Here is a 22,909-nt window from a genome sequence, read left to right on the forward strand (position 1 = left end):
CTCTGCGACACTCGAGGCATCCCACGCTCGCCCGTCCTCGAAAGCAGGATCCGTGTCTCACGCTGCCTCTTCTCCGCTTCAGGATCTCGCGCGTTCCTACGGCGTCGCGACCGAGTACTGGGACTGGAAGGGCAACCACGTCCGGGTCAGCGACGAGACGATCCGCACGGTCCTCGGGGCCCTGGACGTCGACGCCTCCACGGTGCAGGCGGCGCAGCAGTCGCTGGACGACCGACGTGACGAGACGTGGCGCAGGGTGCTCCCGCGGGTCGTCGTGCTGCGGCACGGGTGGACGCCGTGGGTCTCGGTGCACGTCCCCGAGGGCACCGACATCACCGCGCTGATCCGCCTCGAGGACGGTGACGAGCGCAAGGTCGCGCAGGTCGATCATGTCGTCGAGCCCCGCGAGATCGACGGCGTCCTCACCGGTGAGGCGACCCTGGAGCTCCCGGGTGACCTGCCGCTCGGCTACCACACCCTGCACGTGACCTACGGCGAGGACGAGGCCACCGCCCCGGTCATCGTCACGCCGCGTCGGCTGCAGCTGCCCGAGGCGCTGCGCACCTCCCGCGCCTGGGGTCTGACGACCCAGCTGTATTCCGTACGCTCCGAGCGCTCCTGGGGTCTGGGCGACGCCGCTGACCTCGCCGAGCTCGGCACCTGGGCCGCGCGGCAGGGTGCGGACTTCGTCCTGATCAACCCGGTTCACGCGGCTGAGCCGGTCGCGACCATGGAGCCCTCGCCCTACCTCCCGACCTCGCGCAGGTTCGTCAACCCGATGTACATCCGGGTCGAGGAGGTCCCCGAGGTCGGCTACCTCTCGGCGGCCGAGCACCAGATGATCGAGTGGCACGGCGACGACGCGCGGCGGCTCAACGGCCTGGCCGACCTCGACCGCGACGGCACCTGGGAGGCCAAGGAAGCCGCGCTGCGCATGGTGTTCCGTCAGGAGCGCACCCACCGCCGGCGCCGTGACTTCGAGGAGTTCTGCGAGCGCGAGGGTCAGGGCCTGGTCGACTACGCCACCTGGTGCGCGCTGGTCATCGACCGTGGGCTCCCGTGGGAGACCTGGCCGGCCGAGCTGCGTGACCCGCGCAGCGACGCTGTCGCCGCCGAGCGTGACCGGCTGGCCGACGAGGTCGAGTTCCACTGCTGGCTGCAGTGGATCGTGCAGAGCCAGCTCGCCGACGCCCAGCGCGAGGTCACCGCGGCGGGCATGTCCCTCGGCGTCATCCACGACGTGGCCGTCGGCGTACACCCGGGCGGTGCCGACGGGTGGGCGCTCGCCGACGTCCTCGCGCAGGGTGTGAGCGTCGGCGCCCCGCCCGACGACTACAACCAGCTCGGCCAGGACTGGAGCCAGCCGCCGTGGCGACCCGACCGCCTCGCCGAGCAGGGTTACGCGCCCTACCGCGACATGCTGCGGACGACGCTGCGCCTCGCGGGCGGCCTGCGGGTCGACCACATCCTCGGGCTGTTCCGGCTGTGGTGGGTGCCCAAGGGGCGCCCGGCGACCGAGGGCACGTACGTGCGGTACGACCACGAGGCCCTCGTGGGCATCCTCGCCCTCGAGGCGCACCGGGCCGGTGCGTTCGTCATCGGTGAGGACCTCGGCACGGTCGAGGACTGGGTGCGCGACTACCTCGCCGACCGTGGCCTGCTCGGTACGTCGATCCTGTGGTTCGAGCGCGAGGACGGCGTCGCTCCGCGACCGGCCGAGAGCTATCGCCAGCTGTGCCTGGCGAGCGTCACGACCCACGACCTGCCGCCGACCGCGGGCTACCTCGACGGTGAGCACATCCGCGTACGCGACCAGCTGGGTCTGCTGACCCGACCGGTCGAGGAGGAGAAGGCTGCTGACGACGAGCAGCGCGAGGCGGTGCTGGCCGAGCTGCGCCAGCGCAACCTGCTGCCTGCGAAGGCCACCGTCGAGGAGCAGGTGGGCGCGCTCTACCGCTACCTCACCTGGAGCCCGGCCAAGCTCATCGGCGTCGCTGTGCCGGACCTCGTCGGCGATGTGCGCATCATCAACCAGCCCGGCACCGACGAGGAGTACCCCAACTGGCGGCTCCCCCTGGCCGGCCCGGACGGTGAGCCGGTCAGCCTCGAGGAGGTCATGACCTCGCGTCGTGCCAAGCGGCTCATCCGCAACGTCACCCAGAAGCAGCCGCAGCGCTGAGCCGTACGCCGACGGGCCGGGCGAGGAGGTCCTCGCCCGGCCCGTCGGCGTCGTACGGCGTCGTCAGTCGCGCGCGGCGTCGCACGCCTGAGCGGCGAGCGCCCGGCGTACCGAGTCGCGGTTCTCGGCCACGACCCGACGCAGACCGGCCGAGGCGTCGGCGTGGTCGGTCAGCCACTGCTCCGAGGCGTCGAGCAGACCCTGGTCGGCCAGGGGCAGCGGGTACATCAGCGTTGCGATCGACCCGGCCGTGGCCGTCGTCCGCGTCGCCCAGACGTCGGCGATCGCGTTGTGGAACTTCTCGACGTACGGCGCGAGCAGCTCGAGGTCGTGCACCGTCTGGAACCCGATGCCGATGGCGCGCAGCGTCTGGTTGGGCGCGTCGTCGCGCTCGACGACCAGACGCCAGGCCTCGGCCTTGGCCTCCGGCGTCGGACGTGCGGCGCGGGCGCGGGCAGCCCGCTCCGAGCCAGTCGCGGTGGCGTCCCGCTGCTGCTCTGCCGCGATCATCTCCTCGTCGGCGTGGCCCGTCGCGGCGAGCGCCGTGAGGAGGGTCCAGCGCATCTCGGTGTCGACCTCGAGGCCGGCGAGCGTGCTGGTGCCGTCGAGCAGGGCGCGCAGGTAGGCGGCGTCCTCGTCGCTGCTGGCCTCGGCCGCGAACGCCTGGACCAGCTGCAGCTGGGCGTCGCTGCCGGGGGCGGCCGAGACGGCGAGGCCACGCAGCGTGCTGGTGATCTCGGCCAGCGTCGCCTCGCGGTGCTGCGGTGCGACGTAGCGCGCGGCCGCGACCCCGACCTGACCGAGCAGTGAGCGCAGCAGGTTGGAGTCGGTCTCCTCACGCAGCGTGGCGAGGCCGAGTGACACGAAGTCGCGCGCGGGCATCTGCGCGTCCCGCGTCATGTCCCAGGCCGCGCCGAGCACCAGCGCGCGGGGGAGTGAGTCGGTGAGCGCCCGCGGGTGGTCCAGGACCGTACGCAGGGACTGCTCGTCGAGCCGGATCTTGGCGTAGGCGAGGTCCTGGTCGTTGACGAGCAGGAGGTCGCCCTTCTGCTTGCCGACCAGCTGCGGCAGCTCGGTGCCGGCGCCGTCGATGTCGACCTCGACGCTGTCGGTGCGCACCAGCGACTCGCCCTCCAGCGCGTACAGGCCGACGGCCAGGCGGTGCGGCCGCAGGGTCGGCAGCTCGGTGGTCGCGGTCTGCTCGATCGACGCCGAGGTGATGACACCGTCGGCGTCGGTCTCGACGTGGGGGATGAGGGTGTTGACGCCGGCGGTCTCCAGCCACAGCTGCGACCACTGGCTCAGGTCGCGGCCGGAGGTCGCCTCCAGCTCGACCAGCAGGTCACGCAGCGTGGTGTTGCCCCACTTGTGCTTGGCGAAGTAGGTGCGCAGACCGGCGACGAACGGCTCACGTCCGACGTAGGCCACCAGCTGCTTGAGCACCGAGGCGCCCTTGGCGTAGGTGATGCCGTCGAAGTTGACCTCCACCGCCTCCAGGTCGGTGATGTCGGCCGCGATCGGGTGGGTCGAGGACAGCTGGTCCTGGTTGTAGGCCCAGGCCTTCTCGGCCGTGCCGAACGTCGTCCAGGCCGATTCCCACTGGGTGGCCTCGGCCTGACAGGTGGTCGAGGCCCACTCGGCGAACGACTCGTTGAGCCACAGGTCGTCCCACCACTGCATGGTGACCAGGTCGCCGAACCACATGTGCGCCAGCTCGTGCAGGATCGTCAGCGCGCGCCGCTCGACGATCGCGTCGGACACCTTGGCGCGGAAGACGTAGACCTCGGTGAAGGTCACGCACCCGGCGTTCTCCATGGCACCGGCGTTGTACTCCGGCACGAACAGCTGGTCGTACTTGCTGAACGGGTAGGGCTGGTCGAACTCCTCCTCGAAGAACGCGAAGCCCTTCTTGGTGCAGTCGAAGATGTTGTCGGCGTCGAGGTAGGGGCGCAGCGACTTGCGGCAGTAGACACCCAGCGGCACCGTGCCGTTGCGGGTCTGCACCTCGTCGCGCACGACGTCGTACGGACCGGCGACCAGCGCGGTGATGTAGCAGCTCATGCGCTCGGTCGGCTCGAACGCCCAGGTGGCCGTCGGCTCCTGCTCGCCCTTGGGGTTGGTGTACGACCCCTGCGCGGCCACCGGCTCGGGCGCCGGCTGGTTGCTGATGACCTCCCAGCGCTGCGGCGCAGTCACCGTGAACCGGAACGTCGCCTTGAGATCGGGCTGCTCGAACACCGCGAACATGCGGCGGCAGTCGGCGACCTCGAACTGCGTGTAGAGGTAGACCTCCTGGTCGGTCGGGTCGACCATCCGGTGCAGACCCTCACCGGTGTTCATGTAGCGACCGGTCGACTCGATCACCAGCTCGTTGGACTCCTGCAGACCGGGCAGCGCGATGCGGTTGTCCGCGAAATGCGTTGCAGGGTCGAGCGACTCACCGTTGAGGGTGATGCTCTGGACGGAGTCGCCGATGAAGTCGATGAACGACTCGGCGCCGGCCGTACGCGCCCCGAAGGTCACCTCCGAACGCGTCGAGAACGTCTCCGGACCGGTCGTCAGGTCGAGGGTGACGTCGTAGGACTCGACGGCCAGCAGGTCGGCGCGGGTCCGCGCCTCCTCACGGGTGAGGTTCTTTCCAGGCACAGGTGGGCTCCAGGGTGCTCTCGAGCGGTGGCGACGGGTTCGTCCCGGGCATCGTGACACAGGCCACCGGTGGCAGGATGAGCGGTTGTGAGGGCCGCGGCGATGACCGGCCCCGCTCGAGGACGAAGGAGCGCACACGGTGCGAGTTCACATCGGCGGCGACCACGCGGCGTACGAGCTGCAGCGGGCCCTGGTGGCCTGGCTGGGGGAGCAGGGGCACGAGGTCGTCGACCACGGGCCGTTGGAGTACGACGCCCTGGACGACTACCCGGTGTTCGTGCTGCGCGCGGCCGAGGGCGTCGCGGGCGACGAGGGCTCGCTCGGCATCGTGCTCGGCGGCTCCGGCAACGGTGAGCAGATGGCGGCCAACAAGGTCGCGGGTGTGCGGGCGGCCCTGTGCTGCAACGCCGAGCTCGCGCAGCTGGCTCGTCAGCACAACAACGCGCAGATCATCTCGATCGGTGGCCGCTTCAGTGATGAGGAGACCGCCAAGGAGATGGTCTCGGCCTTCCTCTCGACCGAGTTCACGGGAGAGGAGCGCCACCAGCGCCGCATCGACATGGTGGAGGCGTACGAGCAGGACAAGTCTTTGCCTGACGCGCCCTGAGAGGTTATACCGCGCTCAAGTGCATGGATCAGGGATGAGCGTGTTAAGGAAACGGTAAAAGTATCCGGGAGGCCTGATTTTCCGCGGATAACTTTCCGTCGTGGCCATTGATGTGACGACCGCCCCACGGCGGATTGCCCGGCCCGTACGACGCGCAGTCGACGGGCCGGTCCCGACGACCCAGCGCGCGGCGGTCGTCGGGCTCCTGGTGCTGATCGCGGCCACATCGGTGGGCATGCTCACCTGGCCCTCGCAGGTCTCGTACGCCCCCATCGTCCCGGTCGTCGTCGCGGCCGGTCTGTTCCTGCACGCCGTGCAGATGTACATCGTGTTCGCAGCATCCGGCGCCTCCTTGGTGCTGACCGCGGCCACGGCCCAGGACGACCCGACCTCGCCGACCCTGCTGGCGGCGCTCGGTGTCGTGATGCTCCTGCTGGTCGCGGTCGACCGTCGTCGGGCACACCTCGGCATCTCGCCGTCAGCGGGTGCCTCGATGCTGGTCGACCTGCGCGACCGGCTGCGCGAGCTCGGGCGCATTCCGACCGACCTCCCGTCCGGGTGGCACGCCGAGAGCAGCATCCAGCCCGCGTTCGGCGACGCCTTCTCCGGTGACTTCCTGGTCGCCGGCAAGGGCGGCGACCAGCTCGACCTCGCGCTCGTCGACGTGTCCGGCAAGGGTCTGCAGGCCGGCACGCGGTCGCTGATGCTCTCCGGTGCGTTCGCGAGCCTCCTCGACGCCACGCGGCCCGCTCAGTTCCTGCCGGCCGCCAACAGCTACCTGCTGCGTCAGGGCTGGTCCGAGGGCTTCGCGACGGCGGTGCACGTCTCGGTCGACCTGCGGACGGGCGCGTACGACGTGGGGTCGGCCGGTCATCCCGCTGCTGTGCACTACCACGCCGGCTCCGGTCAGTGGACGCCCATCGAGGGGACGGACGGCGTCCTGCTCGGGGTGCTCGACGGTGACCTGGCCCAGTTCGAGCGCGTCGAGGGGCGGCTGGAGCGCGGTGACGCGCTGCTGCTCTACACCGACGGTGTGATCGAGGACCGCGACGCCGATCTCGCCCAGGGCGTGGACCACATGCTCGGCGCCGCCGACCGTGCCGTGGGTGACGGCCCGGGCATGGCCGACCGCATCTGCGCTGCGGCGATGGCCGGTGAGGACGACGACCGCGCGGTCGTCGTCGTGTGGCGCGACTAGCGCAGATCGAGCAGACAGCACCGACCTGGTCGGTCGCCACCGGGGGAGTGGCCGAGCATGACGAAGGGCCGAGGACACCCGTCCTCGGCCCTTCGTCGTCAGCGGCCGAGCTGAGTCAGCCGCCGTAGGTCACTGCTGCGGAGCCTCGCCCTGGCCGGCGTCGCCGCCACCGAGCTTGTCGTTGGCGAAGTCCTGAGCCTGGTCGATCTTGTCGGCGTGCTCACCGCCGGTCTTTTCGTCGACGAAGTCGCCACCCTTCTCGACAGCGTCCTGCAGCTTGTCGCCGCCGAGCTTGTCCTTGGCGTCGTCCAGAAGACCCATGAGATCACTCCTCGTATCAGCACCGGTCGGAGCCGGAGTCATGCCCGGCTCTTCACCGGGCGACTGATGCGAACCTATGCACACGAGCGCACCGACGTCGAGACCTCAGGCCGCGATGCGGAAGGGATGACGAGGCGTACGGCCCGGAAAGGCGGAGTGAGCGGCGTCGCCAGGGCGCCATCGCGACGGCGTGTCCGCCGGGCGTGTCGGCCGTGATGGAGCGGGTGACGAGAATCGAACTCGCGTAGCCAGTTTGGAAGACTGGGGCTCTACCATTGAGCTACACCCGCGTGCACGACCTCGCCCATGAGCGATGCCCGCTGCGGAGCAGGTCGTGCGGGGCGTTAGCCTACTGCCCCGAACGAGCCGGTCCCAACTCGCCCTGGGACGAGCTCGGTCCACGGGGTATGGCGCAGCTTGGTAGCGCGTCCGCTTTGGGAGCGGAAGGCCGCCGGTTCGAATCTTACCTCTAGTGTGTGGTAGGTACGTGCAGGTCAGGACGGTGATGACATGTCGTCATCGTCAGCCACGGGGTGTGGCGCAGTTTGGTAGCGCATTGCGTTTGGGACGCAAGGGCCGCAGGTTCAAATCCTGTCACCCCGACTCAGAGGGGTCGTCCTCGCACGCCGTCACGTCTCCAGGGGGACGTGACGGCGTGCGATACGGCTCCTGTCGAGCGGGCGACGGAGCCCGCCTCGAAGGTCGTCACAGGGGGCTGTGGTGCTGGGATTCGCGGTTGTAGATGTTCAGGTCGATGAGTCGGTCTCTGTGTGGCTGGTCTCGCAGGACAGCGCGACGTGGGCAGAGAACACAAACGCTGTGACGTTCTCCGGAGACACCGAGAAACTTTCGGAGCGGCTCGGCGTGATGATTGCCGAGCGGTACGTGTTCACCACAGACCGCACACCCGGCGACTTCCCGGCGTTAGCGCGAGTGGGAGCGGCGCCCGTTGGTGCCGCGGTCCTTCGCGGAGCGGTCACCGATGAGTTGGCCCGCTTGGCAGGGGAGTTCCAGGCGGAGGTCGCCTCTCGTGGCAAGGGCCGCCCGCTGGTGGAGCCGGACTGGCCGACCCTTCCCGGCACGGAACGATGCGTGACGGCGCTCGACCTGGCGAACGTGCTCCGCGCGACGTGGACAGCATGGCTGCGGTTGGACGGGCTCCGCTTGCAGCGCGCCTACCTGACCCCGGCCGATGATCAGCCGCGGCTGTTGCCGCCAGCGTTCGTGGAAGCCGCCACGGTGCATCCGTTGCCGGTGCAGGCATGAGCCTGAACTTCACCGCGCTGGACTTCGAGACGGCCAACCACTCGCGCGCGAGCGTGTGTCGGGTCGGGCTCACGAAGGTGCGCGACGGCCGGGCGGTAGACGCACACGGGTGGACGATCCGGCCACCCGTGGCGCACAACTGGTTCGACGCGTTCAACACCCGACTGCACGGCATCGGCCCGGGCGATGTGGTCGCGGCTCCGGGTTGGGGTGAGTCGCTGGCCCAGATCACCGAGTACATCGGCGAGGACGTCGTCGTCGCGCACAACGCCGCGTTCGACCTGTCGGTGCTGCGGGAGGCGTGCATCGCCGAAGGACTGCCGTGGCCGTCGATCGACTTCCTGTGCACTCTGCTGTCGGCCAGGCGAGTGTTCGACCTGCACTCCTACCGGTTGCCGTTCATCATGCGCGCCTGCGGGGTGGAGTTGCTCGCACACCATGACGCGACCGCCGATGCGTGGGCTGCTGCCACGGTCATGACTGCCATGGTCGCCCGGACAGGCTCCGGATCGCTGGAGGAGTTCGCAGCGACGCACCGGCTGCGGATCGGGCACATCGAGTCGGGCCTGTACGTCGCGGCTCGGTGGAACCCGCCGAACAACGGCCTGGTCGCCCCTGACGGCAACCCGGACGCCGATCCTGATGGGCCACTGTTCGAGAAGGTCGTCGTGTTCACCGGGACTCTCGCGTCCATGCGCCGACAGGAGGCTTGGGAGCAGGTCGCCGCGGCCGGTGGGGTCCCGGAGAAGAACGTCACCAAACGCACCCACGTGCTTGTCGCGGGCGACCTGAACCCGGCGACGTTCTCCCCGGACGCGACCACGACCGCCCGGGTGACGAAGGCGTTCGCGTTGAAGGACGCAGGGCAGCCGATCGAGGTGATGACCGAGCACGACTTCCTCCAGGCGATCACCCCAGGCGGCGGAGGCGACTCATCCGACTTGGACCTGCTGCTGTCCGGGGATGACCCAACACCGGACAGCAGCCCCTTCTACGCGGGCCTGAATCACCCTGAGGGGCGTGCGACCGGGGGCGAACCGTGCGTGGTCTGCGATGAGCCGATCGCTTCGGGCGCCGCGTGGGTGTGGCGTGACCGGCACGTGTGCGGCTCGGCGTGCAACGTCACAGTGAAGCGCTGGTACAAGCGGTGGATCGCGGTTGGTAGGCCACCCGGCGGGTGGGTTCGCCGACGACGTTAGTGCCGGGGGACTTTCGTCGTCTGGTCGTTGTCAGTGCCGTTGACTACGCTGCTTTGGTCAGCCCTTCGGCTGCTGGAGTGGGAGGGGAGGGGATAGATGAGCAACTACAGCGCGGCTCAGTTCGGAGCGACTGTGCTCGAAGACTTCCAGCGCCGTCAGGCACGGTCGTCGCGCATCGAAATGTCGATGAGCCGGGAATCGGCTCTTGAGCCAAAAGGTCTCGGTCACCCTGACTACGAGGCGCTCAGCGTGGGCGACAGACGCACGGCACCGATGGTGGCCGCATTTATCGATCTGACCAACTTCACCGGACGTACGTTCTGGGACGACCAAGACGAGGTTGTTGACCTGGCGCACGCCATCCTTTCGGGCTTCATCGAGGTCGTGACGTTGTTCGGCGGCCACCCACTCGGGCTCCGCGGCGACGGCCTATTCGCGGGGTTCAGCCCGGGAGACCCGAGCACCACCGCGGCGATGGCGGCTCTTCGACTTTCAGCGTGACGTCGGTGTTCATGCCGCGCTTCGGGCGGCGTTGTAGAGCATGATGCGGCACTGGTAGTTCGTGTGTGAGCGGTATCCGCGACCTGCTCGCTTGATGTTCTTGATTGTGACGTTCGCGGCTTCGGTGCGAGCGTTGGTCGCACGGGTCTGGATGAACACCTTGATCGCGGCCCACCAGGTGTCGATGGTCTTCTTCAGCCGGGTCGTCTCGGGCATCGCGGCCCAGGACACGTACTGGTTGAACGTGGCCCGCTCGGCGCTGGCGTCGGCGATGCTGCTGGCCGCCAGCACACGGCGCAGCTGTTCCTTCACACCCCACGCGGCGCTGATCTCCTGGGCCGGATCATCCTGTGCCAGAACGGCGTTCAGCCGCTCCCGGGCACGGTTGGAGAGGGTGTCGTAGCCGCGTAGGAGCAGCAGGCGGTGCGCCCAGGCCAGGTCGGTGCCTCGACCGCGGCGCTCGTGCCGGTCCCAGGACACCCGCCGCCGCACCTTGGTCAGGGCGTCATTGGCGAGCTTGACCAGGTGGAAGTGGTCCACGGCGACCCTGGCCTTGGGCAACCAGGACCGTACGGCAGACCGGAACGCCGCGGACGGGTCAATCGCGACCGTCCGCACACGGTGACGCCACCATCGCGGCCGAGTCCGCAACCACGTCTTGACTGCTGCGCTGTCGCGGCCATCGACCACGCCCAGGACCTGCCCGGTGGCCAGGTCGGTGAACGTGGTCATCCACGGCTCGATCCGCTTCCAGGCACCGGCCTCATCGCGGAACCAGCGCACCGTGCGGAACCGGTGCTCATCGATCCCCAACGAGGCCACCGGTCGGGGCCGGAACTGCTCGGCCGCGGCCCGGGCAGCATGGGCCGCGGTCAGCTGCCGCATCACGGTCGGCCAGGTCACCCCGTACTCGGCGCCGACCCGGTCCACCGCCCGGACCTCACCGGACAGCGCCGCCACCAGCCGTTCCTTCAGCCGTGTCGTCAGCCGCGCCCGCGGCGGCACCTGCTCGGTATGCTCCGTGAACGTCGTCCGTGGGCACAACCGCTCGGCGCAACGCCACCGCCTCTTGGACCACAGCACCTCGACCGGCCCGTCGAACGGCACATCCCGCACCCGCTGCACCGTCCGCTGATGCACCCGCGAGGTAAGCACCCCGCAACCCGGGCACGCTGCCTCGACCACGCCAGCCTCGATCAGCACCTGCCGAGTCCCGCCCGCATCGCGAGTCACTGACAGCACCCGGTACCCCGGGAGATTGAACAACGTCGTCGCCGGATCGACATCGGCCGTAGCCTTGAACACGCTCGTGGTCCTGCCTGCTGGATGCGTAGAGAACACCCAGCCTGCCGCAGGGCCACGAGCCCCACCCTCAGACCGCTATCACGCGCAAGATCGAAGACCCGCGATGGCACTGTCCGCCTGCGCGTTCGCTCTCGACGGCGTTGAGAACGAGGTAAATCGCCGTCTAGTCGACCGTGGAATGGCACGAGTGCAGGCCCGAGCCGGGCTCGATTACGGGCAGACAACATTCGTACGAAGCGGCGGCGGCGAAGGCAGCGAGATCAACCCCCTCGGGTTTGCCGCAAACTTTGCCGCGAAGTGTGAAAAGAAGGCCAAGTCCTGGGAGATAATCGTCGGCGAGGGGTTGCGAGATCTGTTGCCGGCGTATGACTATCTCCAGAAGCATCCGGATTCCCCGAAGCAGTACGAACGCGACGGTCAACGTAAATCCTACCACTTCTACGAGTACCACTGGCGGCGGACCTTGCCCTTGATTCCCGGGGTCTTGGCCCAACTCAACGGCACTCCAACCTCTCGAATTGCGATCAAGTAAGGAATTCCTGATGAGCATCGCCACGCTGTTGGGTCATTTCGGTATTGACGTGCCCCGTTATATCGCCATGGATGGCCAGGTGGTTATTGACGGAGTCACGCAGGAGAGTGGCGGCGGATACATTCACGCTACCCATCGATCTGTAACTCCCGTAGCAACTCACACCTTCCACGGAGGTGAGGAAGAGCCCCTTGACGTCGAGGCAGATTCGGCGCCTTGGTGGCAGAACTCTGAGGCGATTGGTCGCCACGTGGGGGCGATGAAACACGCGTTCCCAGGATTTGCATTCATGCCTCCCAGCGACGGGCTCCCTCCCTGTTGGATCGGTGACATCAATACTGGTCGAGGAACGTTCACCATCGGGGTGTTCCTTAGGTATGACGAAGGGCTCCCTATCGTCAAAGTACTCAAGGGAGGTCGCCTGGGCGTCAACGCTGGCAAGGGATGGGTGCCGTCGGAACACTTGTATTTGAACGGCAACCTCTGCATCGCAGACCGAAGCGACTGGAAGTCAGCACATACCGCCGCGACCGCTACCGCTTGGGCTGCGCACTGGCTCGCCGCATTCACAGAGTGGCGAATTACGCGCCGCTGGCCAGTTGAAGGGTTCCAGCCACGTGCGGCGTAGCCGAGCGCGCATCGCGCCATCGACTGTCGCCGATGCCGATCGTGGGGACGGAGCGTTCCAGGCGCTGGACCAGATCGCGAACTGGGTTCGCTTCGCCGACACCAAGGCAACTCTCCTCACGGCCGGGCTTGGCATCGTCCTCAGCGCACTAACGGCCAACGTGAAGACCATCGCGAATGCGCTGCGAGACGGATGCCCCTGGGCCCCGGTCGTCGGTGCTCTCGCAGGGGCGACGCTTCTCGCGGTCGCATGGACCGTTTTCTGGATGGTGCGCGCCGTCGGCCCGCAGAAGGGCGTTCAGTACGCCGGCCCGAATCGCTTCGCCTGGCCGTCGCTCATCGGGACAAGTGCGGAACAATTGGCTGACCATGTCCGGACAGTTGATGCAAGCATGGACGCCTGGCAGCAGGTCGTCGACCTCTCTGCGCTTGCAAACCGCAAGTTCCAAGCGTGCGGAAATGCGGTGAAAGGTCTCGCCGTGCTCGTTGTGCTCGGGCCAGCCTGCATCGCTCTTTCGATTGGCGTGACTAACTGATCGGAAGCCCACCCGTTCTGTGATCCGCGTAAGGAGATTTGATGGCCAGTGACAACCGCCGTAATGTAGTGCCGAACCCGAACGGGGGTTGGGATGTGCGTGCACCCGGTGCGTCTCGTTCAAGTGCCCACACCGAGACTCAGGCTGAAGCGATCCACCGTGCTCGATCGATCGTACGGAACGCCGGTGGTGGCGAAGTGACCATCCATGGTCAAGACGGCCAGATTAGAGATTCGGACACTATCGCGCCAGGGAACGATCCGAACCCGCCTCACGATAGGCGATGACAGTTCGAGACGAAGTCATCGACTGCCGAGCGCGCCATTTCCAGCCCAACGCGGCCACCCGCCTCTGATCATCACCGTACGTGGCGTCGGCGCTCCTGGGCGAGGTCACCGCGGAGCAGGGCATTTTCCTTGCGGAGGGCCTGATTCTCAGCGTGTAGACGCTTAAGCGCGGCGGTCGCGATTGCGAGTTTCTTGGCGTCTGCGGAACTGGTGCGGGCTGACACCCGGGCGGACGCAGTAATGCTCTGCGCCGGACTGCGCCGTCGATCAGCGATGGCACGTCGCAGGTCTGGCTGCCGGTACAGGTATCCCGTTGAAACCTTGGCCTCCGCTGCGACAGAGTTGAAATTGATCCTCTCTCCGCGGCTCTCCAGCGCAACGATCGCGCGACGGGCACGTGCCAGGGTGTCCGCGCGCTTGGCTTCCGAAGCGGCCCTTAGAGCATGTGTGCGGGCATCTGTGCTCATGAGAGGCCCTTCGAGTCGTCAGTGCGCTGCAAGCCGTCGATGATCCTGTCTAGCGCCTCCACCGTCTGCTCGTGCGCGCGGACGGCACGGTCCCTGCCATCCTTTTTGGCTATTTCGATCTCGCGCATCGACTCGTCCCGCTGACGAATATGGATCGGCAGGAAGGTTGGCGTGGTCCGGAAGAATGCCGTGCAACTTAGGCAGGGGGTCGGCACGAAGTCGCAGGTTTGCTTCTCAGGCAACGTGCAGTAGCCGTTGGCCAGGGTCGTACGGACGAAACGGTCGCGAAGGCGTTCGAGGTCGGCGACCTGGCCGATCTCGGCGCCGTGATGGGCTTTCCTGTGACGTCTACCGAACGCTCGACGAACTCGATGTACTTCGCGCGGAGACTGTCCTCGTGGATCTCTGCGTACGCCTGCATCATCGTTGGGCTCTTGTGTCCGAGAAAGCGTTGAACCTCGTACTGGCTCCAGCCCTCATTCAGCAGGCCAGTGGCCACGCTATGGCGAAACCGATGTAGGTGCGGCCCGCGAAGAACTTCACCGGTCAGACTCGAACGGCTGATCCCGCTACGCTCGTATGCTGCCCATACGGCCGCCTGGAAACGTCCGTACGGCCATGGCGCCAGGTCTCCGGTGCTGTTGGCGAGATCGTTCATACGTGGCGCAGCACCCACGTATGGGAACATCCATTTGCAGGACGGACCGTAGAGGTTGTGGACTCGTGCGGACTGGGCGACTAGATCGGCTCCCAAGCGCGGTGGCAGCGGCACTCTTCGCCAGTCCTGAACTTTGCTCTGGAAGTACTCCAGGCTGTACCCACGGTCGGTGTGGCGCACACAGTCCACCGGCAGCGAGAGCGCCTCAGAGGCGCGCGGTCCAACGGCGCGGAAGACGCGCAATAGCAACCGGACATCCGCTTCGAGACTTTCGTCGCTGCCTCCGAGGAGGCTGTCGATCGCATCTAGGATGTCGGCGGGGAAGGGCTTGGGTTGGCGAACCTTGGTGATCGGGTTTTCACCACGGAACAGGAACATCGTGTCCGGAAGGCCCGGCACGATTCCTCGCTGTCGCATGTCGAAGAGCAGGCTCGCAGCAGTGTTAACCGCAGCGAGATCTGAACGGGTAGTGCGCTCACTGCGTACCCAGGCCAAGAACTCCAGGAAAACGGCCCGGCTTAGATCCTGAGGCCCTAGGGGCGCGACGTCGGACATGTACGCGCTGAGGAGAGCACCGGCACGCACGTAGTTACCTAGCGTGCTCCAGGCACGGGCACCCGATTGAATGTCCTCACGGGAGAGTTGCATGAGACCGACGCGGAGCCAATCACACGTTACGACGTCCCACCTCACCGGTCGGTTCGAACTTGCGGTCGCGGACTTCGTACCGAGGTCGGCCGGGTGCCAATAGGCGGAGGCCCAAGGGTCTACACGCGCTTCATCGAGTACGCGTAGCATCGCTGGGAGGGCGGCCCTCAGGTGCCCGCTGAGTCCGGATGTCCCGGGTTCGCCTGCACCTGGACCATGCGTCTCTTCGAACTCAGTGAGACTCTGGTAGCCGCGATCAACGGCGACGCTGATCGCGCTCCTGAGAACCTCGTTGACGTAGTGCGGGCTGCGCCACTGGTTGCGGCCGATCTTGATCGCAGCAACGTAGCGGAGTTCTTCGCGCATCCGCGGTTGCAGGGGAGTGAAGTCGATCGGCCGGAATTGTGGTTGTCGCCTCGATGTGCCGCGTGGGCGGCAAATCTGCGATGCGCTGGCTTGGTCCTCAATGAACGCGGAGAGCGTCGTTTTCGCGCCGGTCGGCGTCTTCCGCCACCGGCGCTGGTGAGCCACACAGAGGACGTCGATGTCGCGAGGCCGGTCGCCGTCGGCGCGCCCCGCGCCGCGATAGCAGGTGGCTACAGCACACTCGGTCGTTCCGGACGTCACTTCCCGGACTGGCTGGTCCATTAGCCAGACATCTGCCATCCACGGCCCGTTCGGAATAGTCAGGCCAAGCACCGCTAGGTCATTGCTTGTCGGTGGGCCGAAGGCGCCAACACTCACGCTTCCCTCCGTGACATCTCGGTCGAGGCGTACTTGTCGGTCAGGTCGTCCTCGGCGAGGTGGATGTAGACGTCCGCGCTAGTGTTCGAATTCTGTCCGAGCCGCGCGGCGATCTGCGGCGCTGACCACCCCTCTCGGGCAAGGGCAGTGCCGTGAGTGTGGCGCAGGGTGTGCGGCGTGAGCGACACCTGTGCTCGCCTACCGATGGCTCTGACGACCTGGACCGCGTTGGAGTAGCGCATCGGCGCTCCGCGATGTCGTTCGGCCAGGTTGACGAACACGTAGTCGGTGTCGATGTCCAGGATAAGTTGTTCGTCCGTCAGGCTGAGCCCGTACAGGTGGAGGAACCGATCGGGCATCGCCACAGTGAAATCGGTCCGTTGCTTGGACAGCGCGCCGTTTGCGTTATTGGAACGTCGAACGACACGGGGACTGCTGCACGAACAGGTGACAGGTGGTAGTCATGCCGCCTGATCGGCTGGCGTGGTCATGATGGTCTCGTACTCGATGGGGGTCAACTGGCCGAGGCGTTCTTGGCGTCGACGTCGGTGGTAGGTGCGTTCGGTCCAGGTGATGATCGCGATCCGCAGGTCTTCGCGGGTGTCCCAGGTGCGGCGGTTCAGGACGTTCTTCTGCAGCAGCGCGTAGAAGGACTCCATCGCGGCGTTGTCACCGGCAGCGCCGACCCGGCCCATCGACCCGGTCAGCGCGTGCTGGTTCAAGGCGTGCACGAACTTGCGTGAGCGGAACTGGCTGCCGGGGTCGGAGTGCACGATGCACCCGGTGACGTCCTGCCCCTGCGCGCGTCGCCGCGCGACGGCCGAGTCCAGGGCTGCGACCGCGAGGGTGGACTTCATCCGGTTGCTGATGGAGTAGCCCACGATCCGCCCGGAGCAGGCGTCCTTGATCGCGCACAGGTACAGCTTCCCCTCACCAGTGCGGTGCTCGGTGATGTCGGTCAGCCACACCTGGTTCGGCGCGGCGGCGGTGAAGGAGTGCCGGATCACACCGTGCTCGTCCTGACCAGCGAGCAGGTCATCGTGCACCGGTGGCCCGGGCTTCTTGCCGTGGCTGCCGCGCTTCTTGCCGAAGACCGACCACCACGCGTTCGCCGAACAGATCCGCCACGCCGTGCGCGGCGTCATCACCTCACCCGCGCCGGCGGCCTCCACAAGCAAGTACCGGTACCCGAACTCCGGATCATCACGGTGGGCATCGAACAACGCGTTGGCCCGGTAGGCCGCCTGCAGCTCACGACCGGTGACCGGACTGGCCAGCCAGGCGTAGTACTTCTGACGGTGGAGCTTCAGGACCCGGCACGTGACCGTCACGGGAATCCCGTCAGCGGCCAGCTCACTCACGAGCGGGTAGAGCCTTTTCCCGGCAGATGCGCCTGAGACAGGTAAGCCGCCGCCCGGCGCAGCACCTCGTTCTCCTGCTCAAGCAGCCGTATCCGCCGGTTGGCCTCCCGCAGGTCAGCAGACTCAGCCGTGGTCGTGCCCGGCTTGTCGCCATCATCGATCGCGGCCTGGCGCAACCACTTGTTCAACGTCATCGGGTGGACACCGAAGTCCTTAGCGACCTGCTCCAGCGTCACACCCGGCTCACGACCTCGGGCGACGCGCACGACATCATCACGAAACTCTCGGGGGTAGGGCTTGGGCACAGCAACATCCTTCCAGGCCACCCTCACGGGCAAGCCAGATCAGATGTCACCTGTTCGTGCAGCAGTCCCCGGACCCGTTTGCGGGCAATGTCGATGTCTTCGTGATGGAGCCCGAGGGCCTGGCTGATGCGGAGACCGCCGTCGTACATGGCGCTCAGCAGCGCCTTGTCCCGATGGGTCTTGGCCGCGTTGAGGAGCCGCTGGAAATCGTCCTCGAAGTTGATGATGTGGGGGCCCTGCGGCTTGGGTCCTCGGAACCTCACTCGCCGCTGCTGGCGCGGTCGCTGATGAGCCACGTGAGCCAGGAACGAGTATGTCGTGGTGCGTCGGTTCGTGCCCTCGCGGTACAGGCGCAGATCGGCTGGCCCGCGCCCTTCCAACTTCCAGTAGTCGAGGTACGAGTACACGGCCGCCATCACAGCCTCGCACGTCGCTCGGCTGCGCGGCTCTGTCGGACGGAACTCGCCGTGACGCGCGACCGATCGGAGCGTTCCGTCAGCGAGGTCGGCTCCGAACGTGCACAGGCCGTCGAACGACAACTCGTCCCAGGCCGCGCCACGCTGGTCCAGCCACCGGAACAGCAGCGCGAGATGTCGTGCGTACGACCGGATCGTGTTGGGCGAGAAGTCGAGCGCATGCAAGTAGTTCAGATAGGTGTCGACGTCCTCATACGAAGTGCCGCCCTGGTCAACGACCGTATAGAGCCGGGACCCCTCCGGCATCACTTTAGGCACCGATCGAACACTCGCCATCAGGCTGGGCCTCCGGAGTCGACGTCAGCGACACTCTGGAGATAATCATGTGCTCGACGCCTGCGCCGAGGACCTGACAGGGCGTGTCGCCCGATGGGCACCCCCGATGGGCACCCCCGAAGGGCACTAGAGATAACGAATCCGGCTACCCCGACGTACGCCCCTCTCACCACGCCTCCTCCGGCTGGACGGCCCCGTGCGCGCGACAGCGCCCGCCGCGATTTTCAGCACGAGGGCGCAGCCGTTAGCATGGGGCGTTGGTGCCACGGCTCACGACCCAGTGCCGCCGCAGCACAGCCCGCCACGCGCTCCGGCCGTGGTCCTCTCGCAACCGACATCATCTGGAGTGCAGGCAGTGAAGAGTGCCGTCGAGAACCTCAACCCGACCCGGGTCAAGCTGACCGTCGAGGTCCCGTACGAGGAGCTCAAGCCGAGCCTCGACGCGGCGTACAAGACGATCGGCCAGCAGATCCAGATCCCCGGTTTCCGCAAGGGCAAGGTCCCCGCTCGCATCATCGACCAGCGGGTCGGTCGCGGCGCGGTCATCCAGGAGGCCGTCAACGAGGCGCTCCCGGAGTTCTTCGGCAAGGCCGTCGACGAGCACGACGTGAGCCCGCTCGGCCAGCCTGAGGTCGACATCACCCAGGTGCCCGCAGCCGAGGGCGACGACCTGCACTTCATCGTCGAGGTCGACACCCGCCCCGAGATCACGCTGCCCGACTACGACGGCATCTCGGTCGAGGTCGAGCCGTTCGAGGTCTCCGACCAGGACATCGAGGACGAGCTCGGCACGCTCCGTGAGCGCTTCGGCACGCTGGTCGGCGTCGAGCGTGCCGCCACCAAGGGCGACTTCGTCTCGATCGACCTCAAGGCCACGATCGGCGACGACGAGATCGACTCCGTCAACGGCGTCTCCTACGAGGTCGGCTCCGGCAACATGCTCGAGGGTCTCGACGAGGCGCTCGAGGGCGCCAAGGCGGGCGACACCAAGACGTTCACCGCGCCGCTGGCCGGTGGCGACCACGCCGGTGAGGACGCCGAGTGCGTCGTCACCGTCGAGTCGGTCAAGGAGCGTCAGCTGCCCGAGCTCGACGACGAGTTCGCCCAGCTCGCCTCCGAGCACGACACGCTCGATGAGCTCAAGGACGACGTCCGCGGCCAGGTCGAGCAGCGCAAGCGCTTCGAGCAGGGCGTACAGGCCCGCGACAAGGTTCTCGACCACCTGCTCGACACGCTCGACATCGCGGTCCCCGAGAGCATCGTGGAGTCCGAGGTGCACAGCCACCTCGAGGGCGAGGACCGCCTCGAGGACGACGAGCACCGCGCCGAGGTGCAGGAGAGCACCCGCAAGGCCCTGCAAACGCAGTTCCTGCTCGACGAGATCGTCGCCAAGGACGAGGTGCAGGTCTCGCAGGAGGAGCTCATCGAGTACCTCATCATGAGCGCCCAGCAGTACGGCATGGACCCCAACCAGTTCGCCCAGGCGCTCGACCAGCAGGGCCAGGTCCCCGCGGTCATGGGCGAGGTCGCCCGCCGCAAGGCGCTGAGCACGGTCCTGGAGAAGGTCACCGTCAAGGACACCAACGGTGAGGTCGTCGACCTCAACGCCCTCAACACCGACGAGGACGAGGTCGAGGACGACCAGGACGTCGCCGAGGCGACGACCGAGTCCGCCGAGGACGCCGAGCCGGCCAAGGCCTGACCACCCAGCACCAACCAGCGGCGGCCGTTCCCCTTGACGAAGGGGAGCGGCCGCCGCTGCGTCGTACCGGGGGGCCGCGGCGCCGCCCACGGTCGAGGCCTTCTGCCCACGGCGAACACCGACCGAACCTGGGACGAAGCGGCGTGCAGCGGACGTTAGGGTCCACGAAGAGGTCAGCACCCGTGAGGGTTACGACGGATGGAGAAGCAGTGACAACGATGGAGACCCAGCGAGCGGTCGCGGGCCTGGACGACCAGATCTACAACCGCCTGCTCAAGGAACGCATCATCTTCCTCGGCTCGGAGGTGCGCGACGAGAACGCCAACGCGATCTGCGCCCAGCTCCTGCTGCTGGCCGCCGAGGACCCCGAGAAGGACATCTGGCTCTACATCAACAGCCCCGGTGGATCGGTGACGGCCGGCATGGCCATCTTCGACACCATGCAGTGGGTGCCGAACGACGTCGCGACCGTGGCGATGGGGCTCGCGGCCAGCATGGGTCAGTTCCTGCTGTCGGCGGGCGCCAAGGGCAAGCGCTACGCGACCCCGCACGCGCGGATCATGATGCACCAGCCGCTCGGCGGCATCCAGGGCACGGCGTCCGACGTCAAGACCCAGGCCGAGCAGCTGCTGTTCATCAAGCGGCAGATGGCCGAGCTGATCGCCGACCACACCGGCCAGAGCGTCGAGCAGATCGAGAGCGACTCCGATCGTGACCGCTGGTTCTCGGCGGCCGACGCCAAGGAGTACGGCTTCGTCGACCACGTCTTCGAGCGCTCCACCGACCGCGCCGACGCGAGCAAGTGACGAGGGCTGACATGACCGACATCTTCTATGGAGCTGACATGACGGGCAACCTCTACGGCGGCAGCGGTGTGCACCGTGGCCCGCAGCCGACCAGCCGCTACATCCTGCCGCAGTTCGAGGAGCGCACCTCGTACGGCATGAAGCGGCAGGACCCCTACACCAAGCTGTTCGAGGACCGCATCGTCTTCCTCGGCGTGCAGGTCGACGACGCGTCGGCGGACGACATCATCGCCCAGCTGATCGTGCTGGAGAGCCAGGACCCGGACCGGGACATCCTGATGTACATCAACAGCCCGGGTGGTTCGTTCACGGCGCTGACCGCGATCTACGACACGATGCAGTACATCCGCCCGGACGTGCAGACGTTCGTCGTGGGCCAGGCGGCCTCGGCGGCGGCTGTCCTCCTGGGTGCGGGAGCGCCGGGCAAGCGGTTTGCGCTGCCCAACGCGCGCATCCTCATCCACCAGCCCGCGATGGAGGGCGCCGGCGGCCAGGCCTCCGACGTCGAGATCCAGGCCAACGAGATCCTGCGGATGCGCGGCTGGCTGGAGGAGACGCTCGCCAAGCACACCGGCCGCTCCAAGGAGCAGGTCGAGAAGGACATCGAGCGCGACAAGATCCTGACTGCCGAGGAGGCCAAGGAGTACGGCCTCATCGACCAGGTGCTGACCAGCCGGAAGGCCTCGGCCGAGGAGTGAGCTGGTGCCGCACGGGCGGCCGGACCCTGTCGGGGCCGGCCGCCCGTGCTCGTTCCGCCATCAGCGGACAAGTGGTGTGCCGGTCCCGGCCGCCACGCTCTAATGGGTTTCAATGAAGGTCCCCCGCACAGAGCCGGGGTAGCGTCGCTCGGACCGGACGACCGGCCCGGAGCACGTGCACCGGCACTCGGACCAAGGAAGGGAGCGCGCGTGGCACGCATCGGTGAGGGTGGCGACCTCCTCAAGTGCTCGTTCTGCGGCAAGAGCCAGAAGCAGGTCAAGAAGCTCATCGCCGGCCCGGGCGTCTACATCTGCGACGAGTGCATCGACCTGTGCAACGAGATCATCGAGGAAGAGCTCGCCGAGTCCTCCGAGCTCGGCCTGGACCAGCTCCCGAAGCCGCGCGAGATCTTCGAGTTCCTCGAGCAGTACGTCATCGGTCAGGACGTCGCCAAGCGAGCGCTCGCCGTGGCGGTCTACAACCACTACAAGCGCATCCAGGCAGCCGAGCAGGGTGGCAAGAAGGACGCGCAGGCGGTCGAGATCGCCAAGTCCAACATCCTGCTGATCGGTCCGACCGGCTGTGGCAAGACCTACCTCGCCCAGACGCTCGCCAAGATGCTCAACGTCCCGTTCGCGATCGCCGACGCGACGGCGCTCACCGAGGCGGGCTACGTCGGCGAGGACGTCGAGAACATCCTGCTCAAGCTGATCCAGGCCGCCGACTTCGACGTCAAGAAGGCCGAGACCGGCATCATCTACATCGACGAGGTCGACAAGGTCGCCCGCAAGAGCGAGAACCCCTCGATCACGCGTGACGTGTCGGGTGAGGGAGTGCAGCAGGCGTTGCTGAAGATCCTGGAGGGCACGACCGCGTCGGTCCCGCCGCAGGGTGGACGCAAGCACCCCCATCAGGAGTTCATCCAGATCGACACGACCAACGTGCTGTTCATCGTGGGCGGTGCGTTCGCGGGTCTGGAAAAGCTGATCGAGTCGCGGGCCGGCAAGCAGGGGCTCGGCTTCGGCTCTGAGCTGCGGGCCGCCAAGGACGCCGCGCAGCACTTCGACGACGTGCTTCCCGAGGACCTGATGAAGTTCGGGCTGATCCCCGAGTTCATCGGCCGTCTCCCGGTCATCACGACCGTCTCGCCGCTCGACCGCGAGGGCCTGGTGTCGATCCTCACCGAACCGCGCAACGCCCTGGTCAAGCAGTACGAGAAGATGTTCGAGATCGACGGCGTCGAGCTGGAGTTCACCGAGGACGCCATCGAGGCCGTCGCAGAGCAGGCCATGCTGCGCGGCACGGGCGCTCGTGGTCTGCGCGCGATCATGGAAGAGGTCCTGCAGCCGGTGATGTTCGACGTCCCCAGCGACGACGACATCGCTCGTGTCGTGGTCACCCGCGAAGTGGTCCTCGACAACGTCAACCCGACGATCGTGCGCCGCGACACCTCGACCCGCAAGCGCAACCAGCGCAAGGAGTCCGCCTGACTCCCGCACGCTGAACCACAGACGACGGCCCCCTCCGCCACGGAGGGGGCCGTTGTCGTACCCAGCCGTCCCG

At 67.1% G+C, this 22,909-nt stretch carries 23 protein-coding genes and 2 tRNA genes; 15 read left to right on the forward strand and 10 right to left on the reverse strand.

Annotation, left to right across the window (positions count from 1 at the left end; genetic code table 11):
* Positions 1–52 precede the first annotated feature (52 nt).
* Positions 53–2,179: a 4-alpha-glucanotransferase gene (gene malQ, locus VV01_RS05415; protein ID WP_050668997.1), complete on the forward strand. Its 2,127-nt coding sequence runs from the start codon at positions 53–55 to the stop codon at positions 2,177–2,179.
* Positions 2,180–2,242: 63 nt separating this feature from the next.
* Here malQ and pepN read toward each other — a convergent pair whose 3' ends face one another.
* Positions 2,243–4,825 (reverse strand): aminopeptidase N, encoded by a 2,583-nt coding sequence (pepN, locus tag VV01_RS05420; RefSeq protein ID WP_050668998.1) that lies wholly within the window; start codon positions 4,823–4,825, stop codon positions 2,243–2,245.
* A gap of 139 nt (positions 4,826–4,964) precedes the next feature.
* Between pepN and VV01_RS05425 the strand changes: the two genes are divergently transcribed.
* Positions 4,965–5,432 carry a ribose-5-phosphate isomerase gene (locus tag VV01_RS05425; RefSeq protein WP_050668999.1) on the forward strand — a complete coding sequence of 156 codons (468 nt, stop codon included), beginning with the start codon at positions 4,965–4,967 and terminating at the stop codon, positions 5,430–5,432.
* A 100-nt stretch (positions 5,433–5,532) separates the two neighbouring features.
* Positions 5,533–6,630, forward strand: coding sequence for a PP2C family protein-serine/threonine phosphatase (locus VV01_RS05430; RefSeq protein ID WP_157508747.1), 1,098 nt, complete (start codon positions 5,533–5,535; stop codon positions 6,628–6,630).
* A 129-nt stretch (positions 6,631–6,759) separates the two neighbouring features.
* Here VV01_RS05430 and VV01_RS05435 read toward each other — a convergent pair whose 3' ends face one another.
* Together VV01_RS05435 and VV01_RS05440 are read right to left on the reverse strand one after the other, a co-directional pair.
* A complete protein-coding gene (locus VV01_RS05435; RefSeq protein WP_050669001.1) occupies positions 6,760–6,951 on the reverse strand; it encodes an antitoxin in 192 nt (63 codons plus the stop codon).
* 216 nt (positions 6,952–7,167) lie between these two features.
* Positions 7,168–7,241, reverse strand: a tRNA-Gly gene (locus tag VV01_RS05440).
* Positions 7,242–7,480: 239 nt separating this feature from the next.
* Between VV01_RS05440 and VV01_RS05450 the strand changes: the two genes are divergently transcribed.
* The 4 genes from VV01_RS05450 to VV01_RS23785 all read left to right on the forward strand — a co-directional run bounded on the left by VV01_RS05450 (position 7,481) and on the right by VV01_RS23785 (position 9,917).
* A tRNA-Pro gene (locus VV01_RS05450) sits at positions 7,481–7,554 on the forward strand.
* 114 nt (positions 7,555–7,668) lie between these two features.
* Positions 7,669–8,217: a hypothetical protein gene (locus VV01_RS05455; protein WP_050669002.1), complete on the forward strand. Its 549-nt coding sequence runs from the start codon at positions 7,669–7,671 to the stop codon at positions 8,215–8,217.
* Positions 8,214–9,416 carry an exonuclease domain-containing protein gene (locus VV01_RS05460; RefSeq protein ID WP_050669003.1) on the forward strand — a complete coding sequence of 401 codons (1,203 nt, stop codon included), beginning with the start codon at positions 8,214–8,216 and terminating at the stop codon, positions 9,414–9,416. The genes VV01_RS05455 and VV01_RS05460 overlap by 4 nt, the downstream gene beginning before the upstream one ends.
* 96 nt (positions 9,417–9,512) lie before the next feature.
* A complete protein-coding gene (locus VV01_RS23785; RefSeq protein WP_050669004.1) occupies positions 9,513–9,917 on the forward strand; it encodes a hypothetical protein in 405 nt (134 codons plus the stop codon).
* Positions 9,918–9,926: 9 nt separating this feature from the next.
* Here VV01_RS23785 and VV01_RS05470 read toward each other — a convergent pair whose 3' ends face one another.
* On the reverse strand, positions 9,927–11,222 hold the full coding sequence (locus VV01_RS05470; protein ID WP_050668175.1) for an ISL3 family transposase: 1,296 nt from the start codon (positions 11,220–11,222) through the stop codon (positions 9,927–9,929).
* A gap of 103 nt (positions 11,223–11,325) precedes the next feature.
* Here VV01_RS05470 and VV01_RS05475 point away from each other — a divergent pair, with 103 nt between their 5' ends.
* From VV01_RS05475 to VV01_RS22225, 4 genes are read left to right on the forward strand one after another with little or no spacing between them, the layout of a single operon-like run.
* Complete coding sequence (locus tag VV01_RS05475; RefSeq protein WP_157508749.1) at positions 11,326–11,754, forward strand: hypothetical protein; 429 nt, start codon at positions 11,326–11,328, stop codon at positions 11,752–11,754.
* 10 nt (positions 11,755–11,764) lie between these two features.
* Positions 11,765–12,382, forward strand: coding sequence for a hypothetical protein (locus tag VV01_RS22220; protein WP_071606298.1), 618 nt, complete (start codon positions 11,765–11,767; stop codon positions 12,380–12,382).
* Entirely contained in the window at positions 12,372–12,917 is a 546-nt protein-coding gene (locus tag VV01_RS05480) for a hypothetical protein (protein ID WP_050669006.1), read from the forward strand. The genes VV01_RS22220 and VV01_RS05480 overlap by 11 nt, the downstream gene beginning before the upstream one ends.
* A gap of 41 nt (positions 12,918–12,958) precedes the next feature.
* Positions 12,959–13,204 (forward strand): DUF2188 domain-containing protein, encoded by a 246-nt coding sequence (locus VV01_RS22225; RefSeq protein ID WP_071606299.1) that lies wholly within the window; start codon positions 12,959–12,961, stop codon positions 13,202–13,204.
* A 71-nt stretch (positions 13,205–13,275) separates the two neighbouring features.
* Here the strand turns inward: VV01_RS22225 and VV01_RS24885 are convergent, their stop codons facing one another.
* From VV01_RS24885 to VV01_RS05500, 6 genes are all read right to left on the reverse strand, one after another.
* Positions 13,276–13,671 (reverse strand): DUF6262 family protein, encoded by a 396-nt coding sequence (locus tag VV01_RS24885; protein WP_407942896.1) that lies wholly within the window; start codon positions 13,669–13,671, stop codon positions 13,276–13,278.
* Positions 13,668–13,799 (reverse strand): hypothetical protein, encoded by a 132-nt coding sequence (locus VV01_RS24595; protein ID WP_269431113.1) that lies wholly within the window; start codon positions 13,797–13,799, stop codon positions 13,668–13,670. The genes VV01_RS24885 and VV01_RS24595 overlap by 4 nt, the downstream gene beginning before the upstream one ends.
* A gap of 68 nt (positions 13,800–13,867) precedes the next feature.
* Positions 13,868–15,721, reverse strand: a complete 1,854-nt coding sequence (locus VV01_RS22765) for a tyrosine-type recombinase/integrase (protein ID WP_157508750.1) — start codon at positions 15,719–15,721, stop codon at positions 13,868–13,870.
* Positions 15,718–16,113 (reverse strand): tyrosine-type recombinase/integrase, encoded by a 396-nt coding sequence (locus VV01_RS05485; protein ID WP_269431142.1) that lies wholly within the window; start codon positions 16,111–16,113, stop codon positions 15,718–15,720. The genes VV01_RS22765 and VV01_RS05485 overlap by 4 nt, the downstream gene beginning before the upstream one ends.
* Positions 16,114–16,182: 69 nt before the next feature.
* Positions 16,183–17,387 (reverse strand): IS3 family transposase gene (locus tag VV01_RS05490; RefSeq protein WP_157508752.1). Its coding sequence is split into 2 segments (ribosomal slippage): positions 16,183–17,100 and positions 17,103–17,387, totalling 1,203 coding nucleotides; the frame shifts between segments, so codons are not numbered across the junction.
* 23 nt (positions 17,388–17,410) lie between these two features.
* The gene (locus tag VV01_RS05500; RefSeq protein WP_197274997.1) at positions 17,411–18,121 is read right to left on the reverse strand and encodes a site-specific integrase; all 711 of its coding nucleotides are present in this window, start codon (positions 18,119–18,121) and stop codon (positions 17,411–17,413) included.
* 373 nt (positions 18,122–18,494) lie between these two features.
* On the opposite strand from VV01_RS05500, the gene tig reads away from it, so the two are divergent.
* From tig to clpX, 4 genes are all read left to right on the forward strand, one after another.
* Positions 18,495–19,841, forward strand: a complete 1,347-nt coding sequence (tig, locus tag VV01_RS05505) for a trigger factor (protein ID WP_050669010.1) — start codon at positions 18,495–18,497, stop codon at positions 19,839–19,841.
* A gap of 218 nt (positions 19,842–20,059) precedes the next feature.
* Positions 20,060–20,647: an ATP-dependent Clp protease proteolytic subunit gene (locus tag VV01_RS05510; RefSeq protein ID WP_050669011.1), complete on the forward strand. Its 588-nt coding sequence runs from the start codon at positions 20,060–20,062 to the stop codon at positions 20,645–20,647.
* Positions 20,648–20,685: 38 nt separating this feature from the next.
* Entirely contained in the window at positions 20,686–21,345 is a 660-nt protein-coding gene (locus VV01_RS05515; RefSeq protein WP_050671742.1) for an ATP-dependent Clp protease proteolytic subunit, read from the forward strand.
* A 210-nt stretch (positions 21,346–21,555) separates the two neighbouring features.
* Positions 21,556–22,836: an ATP-dependent Clp protease ATP-binding subunit ClpX gene (clpX, locus tag VV01_RS05520; RefSeq protein ID WP_050669012.1), complete on the forward strand. Its 1,281-nt coding sequence runs from the start codon at positions 21,556–21,558 to the stop codon at positions 22,834–22,836.
* Positions 22,837–22,909: the final 73 nt, after the last annotated feature.

Origin of the sequence: Luteipulveratus halotolerans, assembly GCF_001247745.1 — a bacterium.
GTDB classification, from domain to species: Bacteria; Actinomycetota; Actinomycetes; order Actinomycetales; family Dermatophilaceae; genus Luteipulveratus; species Luteipulveratus halotolerans.